This is a genomic window from Actinomadura chokoriensis (assembly GCF_041463665.1).
Taxonomy (GTDB): Bacteria; Actinomycetota; Actinomycetes; order Streptosporangiales; family Streptosporangiaceae; genus Spirillospora; species Spirillospora chokoriensis_A.
Genome location: NZ_JAXCEJ010000016.1, coordinates 24,691 through 39,407, shown reverse-complemented (window position 1 = coordinate 39,407; position 14,717 = coordinate 24,691). Strand labels below are relative to the sequence as shown.

Genomic DNA, 14,717 nt, shown 5'->3' with positions numbered 1-14,717 from the left:
TCGAGCGGCGCCTCGTCATACGGGATCGCCAAGACGGTCAGCTCTCACCCTGGGCGGGGTCGACCGCCTCGGAGGTGACGCCGCCCTGGCCGTTGTTCTTGGTCAGGTCGGTGACGTCCTGCGGGCCGAGCAGGGCCAGCTCCTTGGGCGTCAGCACCGGCGGACGGTCCGACGGGAGGCGCTTGCCATAGCCGGTGTAGGAGTTCTGGTGCGGCCGCTTCTGGATCGGCGCGAAGATCTCCAGCACCTGGTCCTTGGACAGAGTCTCCTTCTCCATCAGGTTGACCACGAGCTCGTCCAGGACGTCCCGGTACTCGACGAGGATCTCCCACGCGGTGTCGTGAGCGCCCTCGATGTAGCGGCGGACCTCGTCGTCGATCGCGGACGCGATGTCCTCCGAGTAGTCACGCTCGTGACCCATGTCGCGCCCCAGGAAGACCTCACCCTGGCCGGAGCCGAACTTGCGCGCGCCCAGGCGCTCGCTCATGCCGTACTCGGTCACCATGTTGCGGGCGATGCCGCTGGCCTTCTCGATGTCGTTGGCCGCGCCCGTGGTGGGCTCGTGGAACACCAGTTCCTCGGCGGTACGCCCGCCCAAGAGCATGGCGAGCTGATCGGTCATCTCGGAGCGCGTGGTGAGGAACTTGTCCTCCATCGGAAGGGTCATGGTGTAGCCCAGGGCCCGTCCGCGCGGAAGGATCGTCACCTTGTGCACGGGGTCGGAGTTCGGCAGCGCGTGCGCCACCAGAGCGTGCCCGCCCTCGTGGTAGGCGATGATCTTCTTTTCCTTCTCCGACATCACCCGGGTCTTGCGCTCGGGCCCGGCCATGACGCGGTCGATGGACTCCTCGAGGGTGTCCATGTCGATCAGCTTGCGGTCGAAGCGGGCCGTGAGCAGCGCCGCCTCGTTGATGACGTTGGCGAGGTCGGCGCCGGTGAAGCCCGGGGTACGGCGCGCGATGATGTCGAGGTCGACGTCCTGCGCGAACGGCTTGCCGCGGCCATGCACCCGCAGGATGCCCTTGCGGCCCTCCAGGTCGGGACGGTCCACGGTGACCTGACGGTCGAACCGCCCCGGACGAAGCAGCGCCGGGTCCAGGATGTCGGGACGGTTCGTCGCGGCGATCAGGATCACGCCGCCCTTGACGTCGAAGCCGTCCATCTCGACCAGCAGCTGGTTGAGGGTCTGCTCGCGCTCGTCGTGGCCGCCGCCGAGCCCCGCGCCGCGGTGCCGGCCGACGGCGTCGATCTCGTCGATGAAGATGATCGAGGGGGCGTTGGTCTTGGCCTGCTCGAACAGGTCGCGGACGCGGGAGGCGCCCACACCGACGAACATCTCCACGAAGTCCGAGCCGGAGATCGAGTAGAACGGCACCCCGGCCTCGCCCGCGACGGCGCGCGCCAGCAGCGTCTTGCCGGTGCCGGGCGGGCCGTACAGGAGGACGCCCTTGGGGATCTTGGCGCCGATCGACTGGAACTTCGCCGGGTTCTGCAGGAAGTCCTTGATCTCTTCGAGTTCCTCCAGGGCCTCGTCGGCCCCGGCCACGTCGGCGAAGGTGGTCTTCGGGGTGTCCTTGGTGATGAGCTTGGCCTTGGACTTGCCGAAGTTCATCACCCGCGAGCCGCCGCCCTGCATCTGGTTCATGATGAACAGGAAGATCAGCACGATGACCACGATGGGCAGCAGGCTGAACAGCAGGTTCAGGAAGAAGCTCTGTTTGGGGACATCAACGTTGTAACCGCCGGGCAGCTGGCCTGCGTCGGCCTGCTTCTGCAGCTGCTGCTGCAACTGGATCCCCTGGCCGTCGACCCAGGACGCCTGCTGGCGCTTGTCGTTCTTGAGGGTCAGCTCGATCCGCTGGTCCTTGTCAACGATCTTGGCCGACTTCACCTGGCCAGTGTTGATCTCCTGGACCACCTTGGAGGTGTCCACCTTCTCGAACGAACGGCCGGGGTTGACGCCCCACATGACGAGGGCGACCAAGATGCCGAACAGCAGGATCCACAGCAGCGGCCCGCGAAAGTAGCGCTTCACGTCCATTTATCCGGTTACCCCTAAGGGGCCCGTCCCTCCTGACCAACGTCTGTGTGCGATCCCCGTCCGTCCCGGGGGGACGAACGCCACTGCGACCAACAATGCGTCCAACGAAGGCCCGTCGCCCGAGGTTTCAAACCCACCGTGGCGGCTTCCCTCATATAGCTCCCCGAACCCAGGGTCCGGGACACCGACGGTACACCGCAGGCGCAGGAGACGCAGCCGACGCTGTTCTCCCGCATCCCTTCCATATACCCGTCAACGACCCTTGCAACGATTCGTCACGGTTCCTTGTTCCCTGGGCCGTGCTCCAAGCCGTCCCTCCGCCTTCCCGTGCGCCTGTCTCCAGCGCGTCCGACCAGCGGGTCCCGTCTCGGACGATCGACGGCCGGCCGGCGGGATCAGCCCCTCCAGGAGGGTCAGGCCCCGTCCCCGCCGTAGACGTGCGGGGCGAGCGTGCCGACGAACGGCAGGTTCCGGTACTTCTCCGCATAATCGAGCCCGTACCCGATGACGAACTCGTTAGGGATGTCGAACCCGATGTACTTCACATCGATGTCGGTCTTGACCGCCTCCGGCTTGCGCAGCAGCGCGCAGATCTCCAGCGAGGCGGGCCCGCGCGAGCGCAGGTTGCTCACCAGCCACGACAGGGTCAGGCCGGAGTCGACGATGTCCTCCACGATCAGGACGTGCCGGTCGATGATGTCGGTGTCGAGGTCCTTGAGGATGCGCACGACCCCCGAGGACTTCGTCCCCGAGCCGTAGGACGAGACCGCCATCCAGTCCATCGAGGCGGGCGCGTGCAGCGCCCGCGCCAGGTCCGCCATGATCATGACGGCGCCCTTGAGGACCCCGACGAGCAGCAGGTCCTTGCCCACGTAGTCGGCGTCGATCTGCCCGGCGAGTTGCCGCACCTTCGCCTGCAGGTCGCTCTCGGGGATCAGCACCTTCGCCAGGTCGGCGCCCAGGTCCTTCTCGTCCACAACCCCACCTTCATCGCTCAGTTCTCGCCCGTCCGGTGGGACGAACGCAGGACGGACACCGCCGCACGCGCCGTGTAGGCGGTACGCACGCCTGAAGCTTCGTGTGACGATTCGCACACGCCGCGAGGTCAAACCGGGCCGAACAGCAGCTTCCCATACCCCCGGACGGCGCGTAGCCCCCCGGGCAGATCCACGTGCCGCTGGCCGTGCCAGGCCGTGACCAGCCGGTCCACCGCATCGACATGAACCGCCGCGAGCGTACCCGGTGGGCTGCCGGCCTTCACCGCGGCCATCCGCAAGACGCGCGTCCGGACGGCTCTGGGCAGATCACCGAGCCCTTCCAGCCGGATTGCCACGGTATGGCCGTCCACCGGGACCTCCAGGTCGGCATAGGCGCGAACGGCGAGGTCGTCAAGGGCGTCGGCGTCGTCGCGAAGCATCCTGGCCGTCCGCGCCAATGCCTCGGCCACTCCGGGGCCCAGGGTCTTCTCAAGAGCGGGGAGAGCCTCATGGCGCACGCGCACGCGCGCGTACGTGGGGTCGACGTTGTGCGGGTCGTCCCAGGGGTCAAGTCCCATCGCCTTGCAGGCCCTGCGTGTGGTGGCGCGATCGAGCCCCAGCAATGGCCTCAGATAGAGGACGTCGTGCCGCCTGAACTCGTGCGTCATACCGGACAGCGACCGGGCACCGGACCCACGCGCCAACCCCAACAGCACAGTCTCGGCCTGGTCGTCCTGGGTGTGGCCCAGGAGGACAGCCGCGGCCTCAAAGCGCCGTGCAGCCTCGTTGAGCGCCGTGTAGCGGGCATCACGGGCGGCGTTCTCAGGGCCTCCCGGCCCGTCGACGGTGACCGCGATGGATCCCGCCGGGTCCAGCCCGAGACCGACCATGATGCGGACCACGGCGTCGGCACGCTCGTCCGAACCGTCCTGGAGGCCGTGGTCGATCGTGACGCCACCGGCAGGGCGTCCCGCCCTGGGCGCCTCAAAGGCGAGCGCGCCGGCGAGCGCGAGAGAGTCGGCGCCGCCGCTGCACGCGGCCAGCACCATCGCGCCCGGCGGCAGACCGGCGAGCACCCCGCGCACCGCGAGACGTACCGCCGCCACCGCCGGATCAGGCCCCATGGAGAAACGTCTACCACCACACGGGGCCGCACAGGCACCGGGCCTGGCTCAGGCCTCGTTGGCCGTAGGGGGCGTGTCGATGGCCCTGGGACCGACCACGCGGCCGATCCACAGCGCGGGCTCCTTGATCTCCTCGTGAGTGGGGAGCGCCTCCGGCGACTCCCAGACCTGGTTGAAACCGCTCATCCCCACCTCGGCGATGACCCGCCGGACGAACCGCGACCCCTCCGCGTACTGCTTCATCTTGAGGTCGATGCCGAGCAGGCGCCGGATCGTCTTGTCGAGCCTGGTGCCGCCCTCACGCCGACCCTGGAAACGCGACCGGATCTGCTGGACGGACGGGACGACCTCCGGGCCGACCGCGTCCATGACGTAGTCGCCGTGCCCTTCCACCAGGGTCATCACCGCGGTCAGTCGATCGAGGATCTCGCGCTGCTCCGGGCTCTGGATCGCGTCGATGAGGTTGGCGTCGCCGCCGCGCACCGCGTCCGCCACGGCCTCGGCTGCATCCCGGATGCGGTCCAGCATGGCGCCTGGGTCGAGGTCCGATGCGAGCAGGAACTTGGTCATCTGGTCCTGGACGTACTCGCGCAGCCAAGGAACACCGGTGAACTGGGCGCGGTGCGTCTCCTCGTGGAGGCACACCCAAAGGCGGAAGTCACGCGACTCCACGCGCAGCTCTTGCTCGACATGGACGATGTTGGGCGCGACCAGGGTCAGGCGTCCCGTCGCAGCGCGCCCTGTCGGGTCCGGCGGCAAGAAAAGCTCGTACTGCCCGAGGACACGGCTGGCCATGTAGGCCAGGATCGCTCCCACCTGCATACCGGTCACTCGGGAGCCGACCGCCTGGACGACGACGTTCCCGGCACCGCCGAGGGGGCCGGGGGCACTCCGCTCGGTCATCTGCTCGATGAGCGGCTCCAGGACCACTCGGAAGCCGTCCACGTTCGCGCGGATCCAGCCGGGCCTGTCAACGATCGTCGCCGGGTCAGGGTCGAGCTCGGACGCCATGCCGGTGAAGTCCCGCACATGGCCGTGGGCGACCTTCGACAGGGCGCGCAGATCCTTCACGACGTCACGAGCCTCGTCATAGCTGACCTGCGGCCCGGGCCTGACGAGCCGGGTCCCGGCCTGAACGGCCACGTTCCAGTCGATCATTGAGGCGCTCATGTGCTCCACCGTACGTTTCGGAGACGGCGCCGAGGCGCCCCTGCTCGGTCGTTCAACGAACAACCGTTCTGGTTATCTCCCGTACGGCCCGGCCCACACGCGGGCCCGCGCCCCGCAACCGCGAAAAGCAGGCCCCACCCGCCCGGGGGCGGACCGTATCCCTCCACCCTCCCCGCCCCCGCCGCCCCAAGACAGCAGAACGAGATCCTGTGGATAACCGAAGGTCAGCCGCAGCCGCAGCCGGCGACCGCCGCGGCAAGCTGGTCGAGCTTGCCCGGATCGACCGGCCCCTTCCCGTCCCCCGCCATGAAGGCGAACGCGAGCAACCGCCCGTCGGCGTCGTACGCGAGCCCTGCCAGCGTGCTGACGCCCGCCAGGGTGCCGGTCTTGGCGCGGACCGTACCCGCCCCCGCCCGGCTGGCCGCGACCGTGTAGCGCGGCGGGCTCAGCGTCCCCGAGAACCCCGCGATGGGCAGCCCGGTAATGGCCGACCGCAACTCCGGATGCTTCTCACCGGCGGCGAGGGAGACGATGCGGGCGAGCGCGATCGGTGAGATCTGGTTGCGCGGCGACAGCCCGCTGCCGTCGTTGACCGCTACGCCTTCCGCCACACCGAGCCTGGCGAGGACCTGCCTGACCGCCTGCGCCGCGTCCGCGAACGTTGCCGGACGGCCCAGCTTGATGGCGACCTGGCGAGCCACCGCCTCGGCGACATCGTTGTCGCTGTCGGTCAGCAAGTGCTCCACCAGAGCGGACATCGGCGGTGACTGGACGGCGCCGAGCCGTGCCGCGCCTTCCCGGGCCACCGTCCTTCGCCCGGCCTTCGCCCTGATGCCCTCCTTGGCCAGCAACAGCGCGAACTGTTCCGCCGCAGAGGCAGCCGGATCGGAGACCCGAGTCTTCTTGGTCGGGTCCGATGGGGAGACGCGTCCCTCGTCGACGGTCAGCGCGGTTACTGGTGCGACCTCACCGTCAGGCAGGTAGTTGGGCTTCCACCCAGCGGCTGTACGAGGCCCTTGGTACGCGGATACGTCGTAGTCCACTCGCACCTGGCTCACGCCGGACGTCTTCAAGGCCGCGGCCGTCTGACGGGCCAGATCCAGAAGCGAGGCATACAACGGATGCTCGGCCCCCGAACGCGGGGGCAAGGCTGTGACGGTAGGATCCCCGCCTCCGACCAGTACGATCCCGCCGCCGGTACCGCGCACGACCTGGGTGGTGATGCGGTGCGCGGGTCCGACCGAGGCCAGCGCCGCTACCGACGTCGCCAGTTTCGTCGTCGAGGCGGGGGTGGCGGGCCGGTCGGCGCGCAACTCGTACAGGGGCCGGCGCGTCTCGGCGTCGATCACCACCGCGTTGATCTTCGCCTTGGGGCCTCCGACCAGCGCCGACAGCCGTCCTGCCAGGACGGACGGATTCGGCGCGCGGCCCGATCCGGGGTCGGCGGCGGGGACCCCGTCCAAGGACGCCTGGACGCGGACCAGGTCACGCGCCGCCACGCTCGGCGGCTGCGGTGACAGATGCCGCTCAGGTGTGAGTTTCGCCACTGCCACCCCCGCGGCGACAGTGAAAACGTTAAGGAGGGACAGCGACAGGATCGCGAGGGCCCGGCCCCGTTCAGGCACGTGGCCGCCCCTCTCCCACTCAGCACTCACCAACGTGCGACATCCTTGTACAAGGGAACACTCATCCTGTGGGGCCGGCCTCACCCACAGGCTCCCGAAAGACTATTCACTGCGAGCGCGCAGGGAGCGGAGGACATCTTGAATTTCGACGTCACCATTGAGATCCCGAAGGGCCAGCGGAACAAGTACGAGGTGGACCACGAGACCGGGCGCATCCGGCTCGACCGCATGCTGTTCACCTCGACGCAGTACCCGGCCGACTACGGTTTCATCGAGGACACCCTAGGGGAGGACGGCGACCCGCTGGACGCCCTCGTCCTGTTGCAGGAGCCCACCTTCCCCGGCTGCCTCATCCGCTGCCGCGCGGTCGGCATGTTCCGGATGACCGACGAGGCCGGTGGTGACGACAAGGTTCTGTGCGTCCCCGCCACCGATCCCCGTATGGAGCACCTCCGCGACATCCACCACGTCGCCGAGTTCGACCGCCTGGAGATCCAGCACTTCTTCGAGGTCTACAAGGACCTCGAGCCCGGCAAGTCCGTCGAGGGCGCCAGCTGGGTGGGACGTGTCGAAGCCGAAGTCGAGATCGAGCGTTCCCGCAAGCGCGCCGCGGACCAGGGCGGCCACTGAACACAGTCCGGGCCCGCTGACCGGCTGACCGGCCGACTGGCCGGGGCCGTGCTGGGGCCGGGCAGGGAGTCGTGGACGGTGCGATCCGCTCCCGCCGTCCCCGCGCCATGACCGACGAGAACCCTTCCGTGCGGAACGCCGCGCGGAAGGGTTCTCGCCGTCCAGACGGACCTACCGGTCATCCGGACGGCCTGGTCGCGCCGATCAGGTCGCTCCGGTGGATGCTCGATATGCGCACCGTGGCCCCCGTGTAGGGCGCCTCTACCATCCGACCGTCGCCTATGGAGACGCCGACATGGTGGATGGTGTCGGGGTCAGCCGGGTTCTTGGCGAAGAAGACGAGGTCGCCCGGACGCAGTGCGCTGGTGGGGACGTGGGGCCCGGAGGTCCATTGCGTACCGGTCCAGTGGTCGAGCCGTACACCAGCCTTGTCCCACGCGTACATGGCCAGACCCGAGCAGTCGAAGCCGACGGTGCCGGCGCCCTGGGCGATCCCCTCGCTAGGCCCGAACACGTTGCCTCCACCCCATGCATACGGTGTGCCGAGCCACTTGAGCGCCGCCTGTGCAGCGACCGCGCCGCGCGCCGCGGACGAGGTTAGGCCCGTGACGGGGTGAGCAGAACCGGCGAAGGCGGACCGGACCTTGCGTGCCTCGGCCTTCTCCCTCGCCTTCTCCCGCGCGCGCTTGACCCGCGCGGCATGGGCCTGCGCGCGGCCAAGCCGATGCTCTAGGCGCCGCTTTTCCGCTTCGATGCGTTGGACGGCCGCCTGTTGCTTGGCCACCGCATCCTGCGCGAGTTGCTTGGCCTCGTCGGCACGTCGGGTCGCTGCTTCTTGTTCCTCGAGCGCCGTCTCCGCCTGGCGGCGGAACACGTCCGCGACGTTCCTGGACGCCTCGACACGGCTGACCATCGCGGTTCGCCGTTTGGCGAGCATCTCGACCATGCCGGCACGGTCCATGAATCCCTGCGGCCCGCCATCGCCGACGAGCGCCGACGAGATCTGGTCGTAGCCGGTGTTGTCCTGGTAGACCTGTGCGGCGAACGTCGCCAGTTCGGCCCTGGCTGTCTCCACCCTCCGGTACGCCTCGCCAAGGCGCCCTTGGGTGTCCCTGTACGCCTGTTGTGAGCGTTGCAGCTTCACCTGCTCGCCGTTGTAGCGCTCTATGGCGGTCTCCGCGGCGGTGGCGAGACTGTTGAGTTCGCCGTCCGCCAGCGCGAGTTTGGCTTTCGTGCGGCCGGCTTCGGCCGCACGCTCCCTTACCTGGCGTTCGCTCTGTTCAACGTCCTGCGCGCTGGGACCGGGGTCCGCGGAGGGACGTGCGGACGCAGCGGGTACCAGCAGGCTCATACCGATGGCGATGCCGGAGGTGAGGGCGAGCAACCGCAACGTCGGGCTCAGGGCAAGGGACGGTATCGCGTGACGGCGGCGGGTGTCTGCTGCGCCAGGTGCCATGAGCACGTCCTCCCCGGAGGATGTACTGCTTAGCGCAAACGATCATCTACGAGGAGTAGTTGACTTGGGCAACGGCCGGTACGTCCGACGCCCCCGCCGGCAGGTCGCCCGATGCCTCCTGTCATGCGGCGGTGGTCGAGCTCACGCTCGGTGAGGTGTTCCCGGACGACTCTTCTGTCGAAGGCGGCGTCGCCTCTGGAGGATCGCTGGAGGGCGAGGTCGGCCCCGGGGTCGGTGACGGTGATGGCGCCTCGGACGGCATGGGGTGAGGGCCACCCGGACGGTGCGTTTCGGGCGGCGTAGAGGGGCTCGCCGGATCGGAACCCGTCGGCGGAGGCGACGGGTCTGGGTTGGGCGGCGCATCGCGCCGCCAGGTGACTTGCACCTGGGTGGCGCCCGGGCGAAAGGTGATGGTGCCGTCCCCAAGCGCATCCGGCCGTCGGGAGACATGCACGTGCACGGTCGCGGTCTGCCCGGCCGGAAGACGCCCAGAGGACGGCTGCATTCGTATGGGCCCCTGAGCCTTTGCTTGCCAGGCCACCGGTCCGCCTTCTGCCCGCAGCTCCAGGGAGCCGTCCGAACCCCCGGCCAAGTCCAGGTAGAGCGGTGAAACGGTAAGGACGCCACTCCCTTCGATCGGCTCGGCCTCTGAGACCGGGACAGGAGGCGGTGTGGGCATGGCGGTCGGCGGGGCGGACGAAGCGCGCGCGCCAAGCGGGAACGTGGCCGACACGGGAGCGGCATCGAGCATCCCCGGCTTGCCCGGACGCGTCGCGGACGGCCGCTTGCCCTCCGGTGTCTGCGAAACGCCCGGCGTCGCAGTCGGTTGCGGGCCGGCAGCCGTCCCCGTCGGCCTTCGGGGCATGCCCAGGTATCCGTACATCGAGGCGACCCCACCGCCGGATAGAAGCGCCACCACCGCCAGCACCGTCCCCGCCCGGACGAGCTGTACGCCGATACCGGTATCCCTGGTGGCGGAAGATGCGTTGCGGAGGCGGCTGAACCATGAGCCTCCGCCGCCTGGACGAGCCTGCCGTCGCGAGCGTTCGTCCTGGACGGGGAAACCGTCGGAGGCGAAGTCCGTGACCCGGGTCGCCACGAAAAGCCGGTATCCGACCAGTTCCGGGTCCAGGAAGCAGCTCATCACACGCAGCCGCAGTTCCGCCGGGGGGCGCGCGTCCGGCAGCAGCCCGTACACCTTCTTCGCCGACACGGTCCGGGGACGGAACGCCCCACAGGTGGAACACGCTTCCGCATGCTCCATCAGCCGCTTGCTCAGGTCTTGGGCGAGCTCACCACCCCGTTCTCGCAGCAGCAGAGCACGCTCGGCGCAGCCGTAGGGGCCTTGTTGCGCGAGGAGTTCTGCCGTTAGCGCTTGCTCCAGTTCGCTGTGCGCGAGGTCCAGTGCGGCTTGGGCGTCTCCCAATGACAAACCGAACACAGCAGCCAGTTCGGGAACCGGTAGGCGACGCCTGACCCCCAGTTCCAGGATCTCCCGGGAGACCGGACGCAACGCCTGAACCGCCTGCCACGCCGTGATGCGCTGGTCGACATCTTCCTGGTGGTGGCTTGCCACCGGCACGTCCGGTGCCTCGTTCCGAAGCGGGAGGCGCCGTGCGCACTCCAGCCTGGCGATGGCGAAGAGCCACGGGCCGAACCGGGCAGGATCGCGCAGCTCGCCGATGTGGGTTTCGGCCACGATGAACGTGTCGCGTAGGGCGACCTGCGCGGTGTCACGGCACCGCAGCTGGAACCAGCAGTACGCATAGAGCCGGTGGGCGTACGCGTCGTACACCGCGGCCATGGCGCGGGGGTCGCGCTCACGCAGCGCCTCGACCAGGAGACGATCGTTCATGGCAGAAAAGGTAAAGGCTACCGGCACGGCTTACTGGCCATTTCAGAACATCCAACTTCGATCCCGAACACCATTCTTGCGCTATCCAGCCAACTCTAGTGGAGAGTGACATTTGCGAAGTTTGGGAAGTTTGACCGACATACTGCAAGTATCACACTCTAAATATGACCAGGCCATCATTCCGATTAGTAATCGTACATAAATGCAGAGTGAAGGGATCCAAATTGGGGTCCTCGTCCAGATAGAACGATTTCCCGCAGCAGTGAGCAGCACTTCGACCCCGCGGCATTGATCGCAATTCCGGCGCCGGCACGACCGCCCCGGCGACGCCCGCCAGGATCACCTCCTCCCGTGTCGATCTCTGTTCGAGCTTGACACTGTCATCGTGACAGTGTCATCATCTGTGCCATGGACGACACCTGGACCATCGGCGAGCTCGCGAAACACGCCGCCGCAGCGCTCGCGGCGGACGGGGCCGCGCAGGTCAGCGGCCGGGTGCGCGACCTGCCCAACGCGCGGTTGATCCGCTGGTACACCACGATCGGCCTGGTCGACCCGCCTCTCGGTCGCCGCGGCCGCACCGCCCTGTACGGCCCCCGCCATCTGCTCCAGCTCATCGCGGTGAAACGCCGCCAGGCCGAAGGCCGCTCGATCGCGGAGATCCAGGTCGAACTCGCCGCCGCCCCCGACGAGACCCTCGCGCGGATAGCCGCCCTTCCCGCGGGCAGCCCGACACCACCGACCTGGGCCGCCTCCTCCTCGGGAACCGATGAACTCTCCGAAACCCGTCGCCCCCAACAAGACCAGGGTCAGCCGTCCGCCCCACCGCGGCCAGCCCGAGGTGTCCCCCAGCCGGCACCTCCGGCAGGAGCCCCCACAGACCACCGGATCGCCCAGGCCGAGCCCACCGGCCAGGCAGAGCACACAGCTTCTGCAGGCGAGGGCGTGAACACCACCGGTGACCCGGCGGGCTCCTCGGCTCTCGGAAGGCCCGCCACCCGGGCGGGCGGATCAGCTGACGCGGCAGATCCGGCCGCACCGTCCGACGGAGTCAGGGACGCGCCGGCGAAACCGGCGGACGGAGAAGCCGGTCAGAGGGGCAACTTCTGGAGCGCCCGGCCCGATGTGTCGTACGGCAGGGCGAGCGTCTCCGCCGATTACGGCAGGCCCCTCCCCCCGGTCGTTCAAGGGGTACGGCTGGCGCCCGGCCTCACCCTGCTCCTGGACGGTCCCGCACTGAGCGACGACGACCTCGCCGCGATCGACACCGCCGCCCGGCCGCTGCTCGACGAGCTGCACCGGCGTGGCCTTCTCACCCCCGCCCAAAGCCCCGCGTTCTCGTCCGAAGCTCACTCCCGGAGGTCCCCGTGACCGTGCGCATCCTGCCACTACCCGAGACCGACGCCCCGGTGGACGACCGCGGGCTCGGCGCGCTCAGCACCGACAAGGGCAACCTGCCACTCGACCAGGTCGACGTGCACGCGTCGATCACCGGGCTCGCCGCGGGCATCGAGGTGGTCCAGGGCTTCCGCAACCCGTTCGACGTGCCGCTCGAAGCCACCTACATCTTCCCGCTGCCCGACCGCGCCGCCGTGACCGCGCTGCGCATGGAGGCCGCGGACCGGATCATCGAAGGAACCCTGAAGGAGCGCGGCCAGGCACGGCAGGACTACGACCAGGCCATCGCCGCGGGCCAGCGCGCCGCGATCGCTGAGGAAGACCGCCCCGACGTGTTCACCATGCGGGTCGGCAACATCCTGCCGGGCGAGCGGGTGACCATCAGGCTGAAGCTCGACCAGCCCCTGCCGCACGAGTCGTCCTCCAGCGCGACGTTCCGGTTCCCGCTCGTGGTGGCTCCCCGCTACATCCCGGGAGCCCCCTTGGACGGTGAGCGCGCCGGCTCCGGAGTGGCGGACGATACGGGTGCCGTACCGGACGCGTCCCGGATCAGCCCCCCCGTCCTCCTGCCCGGCTTCCCGAACCCGGTGCGCCTGTCGGTGACCGCCGACATCGACCCGGCGGGCCTGCCACTGACCCAGATACGGTCGGCGCTGCACGTGGTGAGCGAGGAGGGCGACGGAGAGCGCACCACCGTCCGCCTGCAACCGGGCGAGCGCCTCGACCGCGACTTCATCCTGCGCCTCGACTTCGCCCCCCACGAGACCGCGGCCCTCTCCCTCGTCCCGGACGCGACCGAGAAGATCTCCATTGCCCCGGACCCGGACAAGCCCTCGAAGCCGGAAGGGGAGGGAACGTTCAGCCTGACCGTGCTGCCGTCCGGCGACGCCAGGCCGAGCCCACGCGACGTGGTCCTCGTCCTCGACCGTTCCGGCAGCATGCACGGCTGGAAGATGGTCGCCGCCCGCCGCGCGGCCGCCCGCATCGTCGACACCTTCCGCGGCGAGGACCGGTTCGCCGTCCTGTCCTTCGACAACGTCATCGAACGCCCCCGCGACCTTGGCACCGGCCTCGTCGACGGCACCGACCGCAACCGGTTCCGCGCGGTGGAGCACCTGGCGGCGCTGGACGCGCGAGGCGGCACGGAGATGCTCGCCCCGCTCGACGAGGGCTGCCGCCTGCTCGCCGGCTCCCCGCGCGACCGGGTACTCGTCCTCATCACCGACGGGCAGGTCGGCAATGAGGACCAGCTCCTCGCCCATCTGGAGCCACGGCTCCGGGGTGTCCGCGTCCACACCGTGGGCATCGACCAGGCCGTCAACGCCGGATTCCTGAACCGCCTCGCCTCGATCGGTCGGGGACGCTGCGAACTCGTCGAGTCCGAGGACCGCCTCGACGAGGCGATGGAGCACATCCACCACCGGATCGCCGCCCCGCTCGCGACCGGCCTGACCCTGCACTCCGAGGGTTTGGAGATCATCGAGGGCACGGTGGCCCCGGCTCGGCTGGGCGCGCTGTTCCCCGGTGTGCCCCTGGTCATCGCCGGACGGTTCCGCGGCGCCCCGTCCGGCACGCTCTCGGTCCGGGGCACGGCATCCGATGGGACGCCCTGGGAGCAGCGTGCCACCGGCAGCGTCTCCACCGCCCCCGCCGCCACCTCCATCTGGGCCCGCGCTCACCTGCGCGACCTCGAAGACCGCTACACGGTCGGCGGCCCCGCCGACCTGGAGCAACGCATCGTCAAGACTTCGCTCCGCTTCGGCGTCCTGTGCCGCTTCACCGCGTTCGTGGCCGTGGACAGCAGGGTGGTGACCGAGGGCGGAACCCCGCACCAGGTCGTCCAGCCGGTGGAGTCCCCCCGAGGCTGGGCAGGCCCCGCCGCAGTCCCTGCGGCGCCCGCAGCGGCGCCCGCAGCGGCGCCGAGGATCGCGCATGCCGCCTTCGCGGTAACGGAGGACGCCGCCTTCACGGACGCCCTCGACCTTCCACCGGTCGCAGGCCCACCGCCGCAAAGCGCCGCCCCTTACGGCAGTCCGCCGCCCAGCCCCCCGGGCAGCCCGTTCGGCAGGCCGGCCGGGCGCGGCGCGGCCCCGCGCCGGGCACGTCGCACTTCCACGCTCACCGACTTCCAGCAGGAACTGACCGACGTCCTCGACCGCCTCCGCCAGACTCCCGACGACCGGCGCGCCAAGCATCTGTTGGACGAGTTCCTTCCCATCCTGGAGTCGATCGTCCAACGTATGGAGGCCCAGTCCCTGGACGCCACCCCCCTGGCAGCCCTCCGCGATGACCTCCGCCGCCTCCAACCCACCACGGACCAGCCCACCGTCAACGACCTGTGGACCCGAGCCATCCAGGTCCTGGCCGACTTCACGGGAGAGTTCCCGCCCCGCCGGCCCTTCTGGAAACGCCCCAGGTAACCACTCCGCAGGGCGCCCGCT

General features: G+C 69.4%; 10 protein-coding genes. 3 read left to right on the top strand and 7 right to left on the bottom strand.

The annotated features are described in order from the left end of the window. Positions 1 to 37 precede the first annotated feature (37 nt). From ftsH to dacB, 5 genes are all read right to left on the bottom strand, one after another. Complete coding sequence (gene ftsH / locus SM418_RS23565) at positions 38 to 2,041, bottom strand: ATP-dependent zinc metalloprotease FtsH (protein WP_371943316.1); 2,004 nt, start codon at positions 2,039 to 2,041, stop codon at positions 38 to 40. Positions 2,042 to 2,454: 413 nt separating this feature from the next. After that, the gene (hpt, locus tag SM418_RS23560; RefSeq protein ID WP_371943315.1) at positions 2,455 to 3,018 is read right to left on the bottom strand and encodes a hypoxanthine phosphoribosyltransferase; all 564 of its coding nucleotides are present in this window, start codon (positions 3,016 to 3,018) and stop codon (positions 2,455 to 2,457) included. Positions 3,019 to 3,146: 128 nt separating this feature from the next. Further along, the gene (gene tilS / locus SM418_RS23555; protein ID WP_371943314.1) at positions 3,147 to 4,142 is read right to left on the bottom strand and encodes a tRNA lysidine(34) synthetase TilS; all 996 of its coding nucleotides are present in this window, start codon (positions 4,140 to 4,142) and stop codon (positions 3,147 to 3,149) included. A 48-nt stretch (positions 4,143 to 4,190) separates the two neighbouring features. Then, positions 4,191 to 5,300, bottom strand: coding sequence for an Rv3626c family coenzyme F420 biosynthesis-associated protein (locus tag SM418_RS23550; RefSeq protein WP_371943468.1), 1,110 nt, complete (start codon positions 5,298 to 5,300; stop codon positions 4,191 to 4,193). 236 nt (positions 5,301 to 5,536) lie between these two features. Next, entirely contained in the window at positions 5,537 to 6,775 is a 1,239-nt protein-coding gene (gene dacB, locus SM418_RS23545) for a D-alanyl-D-alanine carboxypeptidase/D-alanyl-D-alanine endopeptidase (RefSeq protein ID WP_371943313.1), read from the bottom strand. Between the two features lie 300 nt (positions 6,776 to 7,075). Between dacB and SM418_RS23540 the strand changes: the two genes are divergently transcribed. Then, positions 7,076 to 7,567: an inorganic diphosphatase gene (locus tag SM418_RS23540; protein ID WP_371943312.1), complete on the top strand. Its 492-nt coding sequence runs from the start codon at positions 7,076 to 7,078 to the stop codon at positions 7,565 to 7,567. A gap of 178 nt (positions 7,568 to 7,745) precedes the next feature. On the opposite strand, the gene SM418_RS23535 is transcribed toward SM418_RS23540, so the two are convergent. Further along, positions 7,746 to 9,023, bottom strand: a complete 1,278-nt coding sequence (locus SM418_RS23535) for an NlpC/P60 family protein (RefSeq protein ID WP_371943311.1) — start codon at positions 9,021 to 9,023, stop codon at positions 7,746 to 7,748. Positions 9,024 to 9,144: 121 nt separating this feature from the next. After that, positions 9,145 to 10,878, bottom strand: coding sequence for an RNA polymerase sigma factor (locus tag SM418_RS23530; protein ID WP_371943310.1), 1,734 nt, complete (start codon positions 10,876 to 10,878; stop codon positions 9,145 to 9,147). 408 nt (positions 10,879 to 11,286) lie between these two features. Between SM418_RS23530 and SM418_RS23525 the strand changes: the two genes are divergently transcribed. Both SM418_RS23525 and SM418_RS23520 read left to right on the top strand, forming a co-directional pair. Then, complete coding sequence (locus SM418_RS23525) at positions 11,287 to 12,249, top strand: helix-turn-helix domain-containing protein (protein ID WP_371943308.1); 963 nt, start codon at positions 11,287 to 11,289, stop codon at positions 12,247 to 12,249. Further along, the gene (locus SM418_RS23520) at positions 12,246 to 14,696 is read left to right on the top strand and encodes a VIT domain-containing protein (RefSeq protein ID WP_371943307.1); all 2,451 of its coding nucleotides are present in this window, start codon (positions 12,246 to 12,248) and stop codon (positions 14,694 to 14,696) included. The genes SM418_RS23525 and SM418_RS23520 overlap by 4 nt, the downstream gene beginning before the upstream one ends. Positions 14,697 to 14,717: the final 21 nt, after the last annotated feature.

Coding starts and splice junctions, on each gene's coding strand:
- ftsH (WP_371943316.1), bottom strand. CDS start 2,041: ATGGACGTGAAGCGCTACTTTCGCGGGCCGCTGCTGTGGATCCTGCTG.
- tilS (WP_371943314.1), bottom strand. CDS start 4,142: ATGGGGCCTGATCCGGCGGTGGCGGCGGTACGTCTCGCGGTGCGCGGG.
- SM418_RS23550 (WP_371943468.1), bottom strand. CDS start 5,300: ATGATCGACTGGAACGTGGCCGTTCAGGCCGGGACCCGGCTCGTCAGG.
- SM418_RS23535 (WP_371943311.1), bottom strand. CDS start 9,023: ATGGCACCTGGCGCAGCAGACACCCGCCGCCGTCACGCGATACCGTCC.
- SM418_RS23530 (WP_371943310.1), bottom strand. CDS start 10,878: ATGAACGATCGTCTCCTGGTCGAGGCGCTGCGTGAGCGCGACCCCCGC.
- SM418_RS23525 (WP_371943308.1), top strand. CDS start 11,287: ATGGACGACACCTGGACCATCGGCGAGCTCGCGAAACACGCCGCCGCA.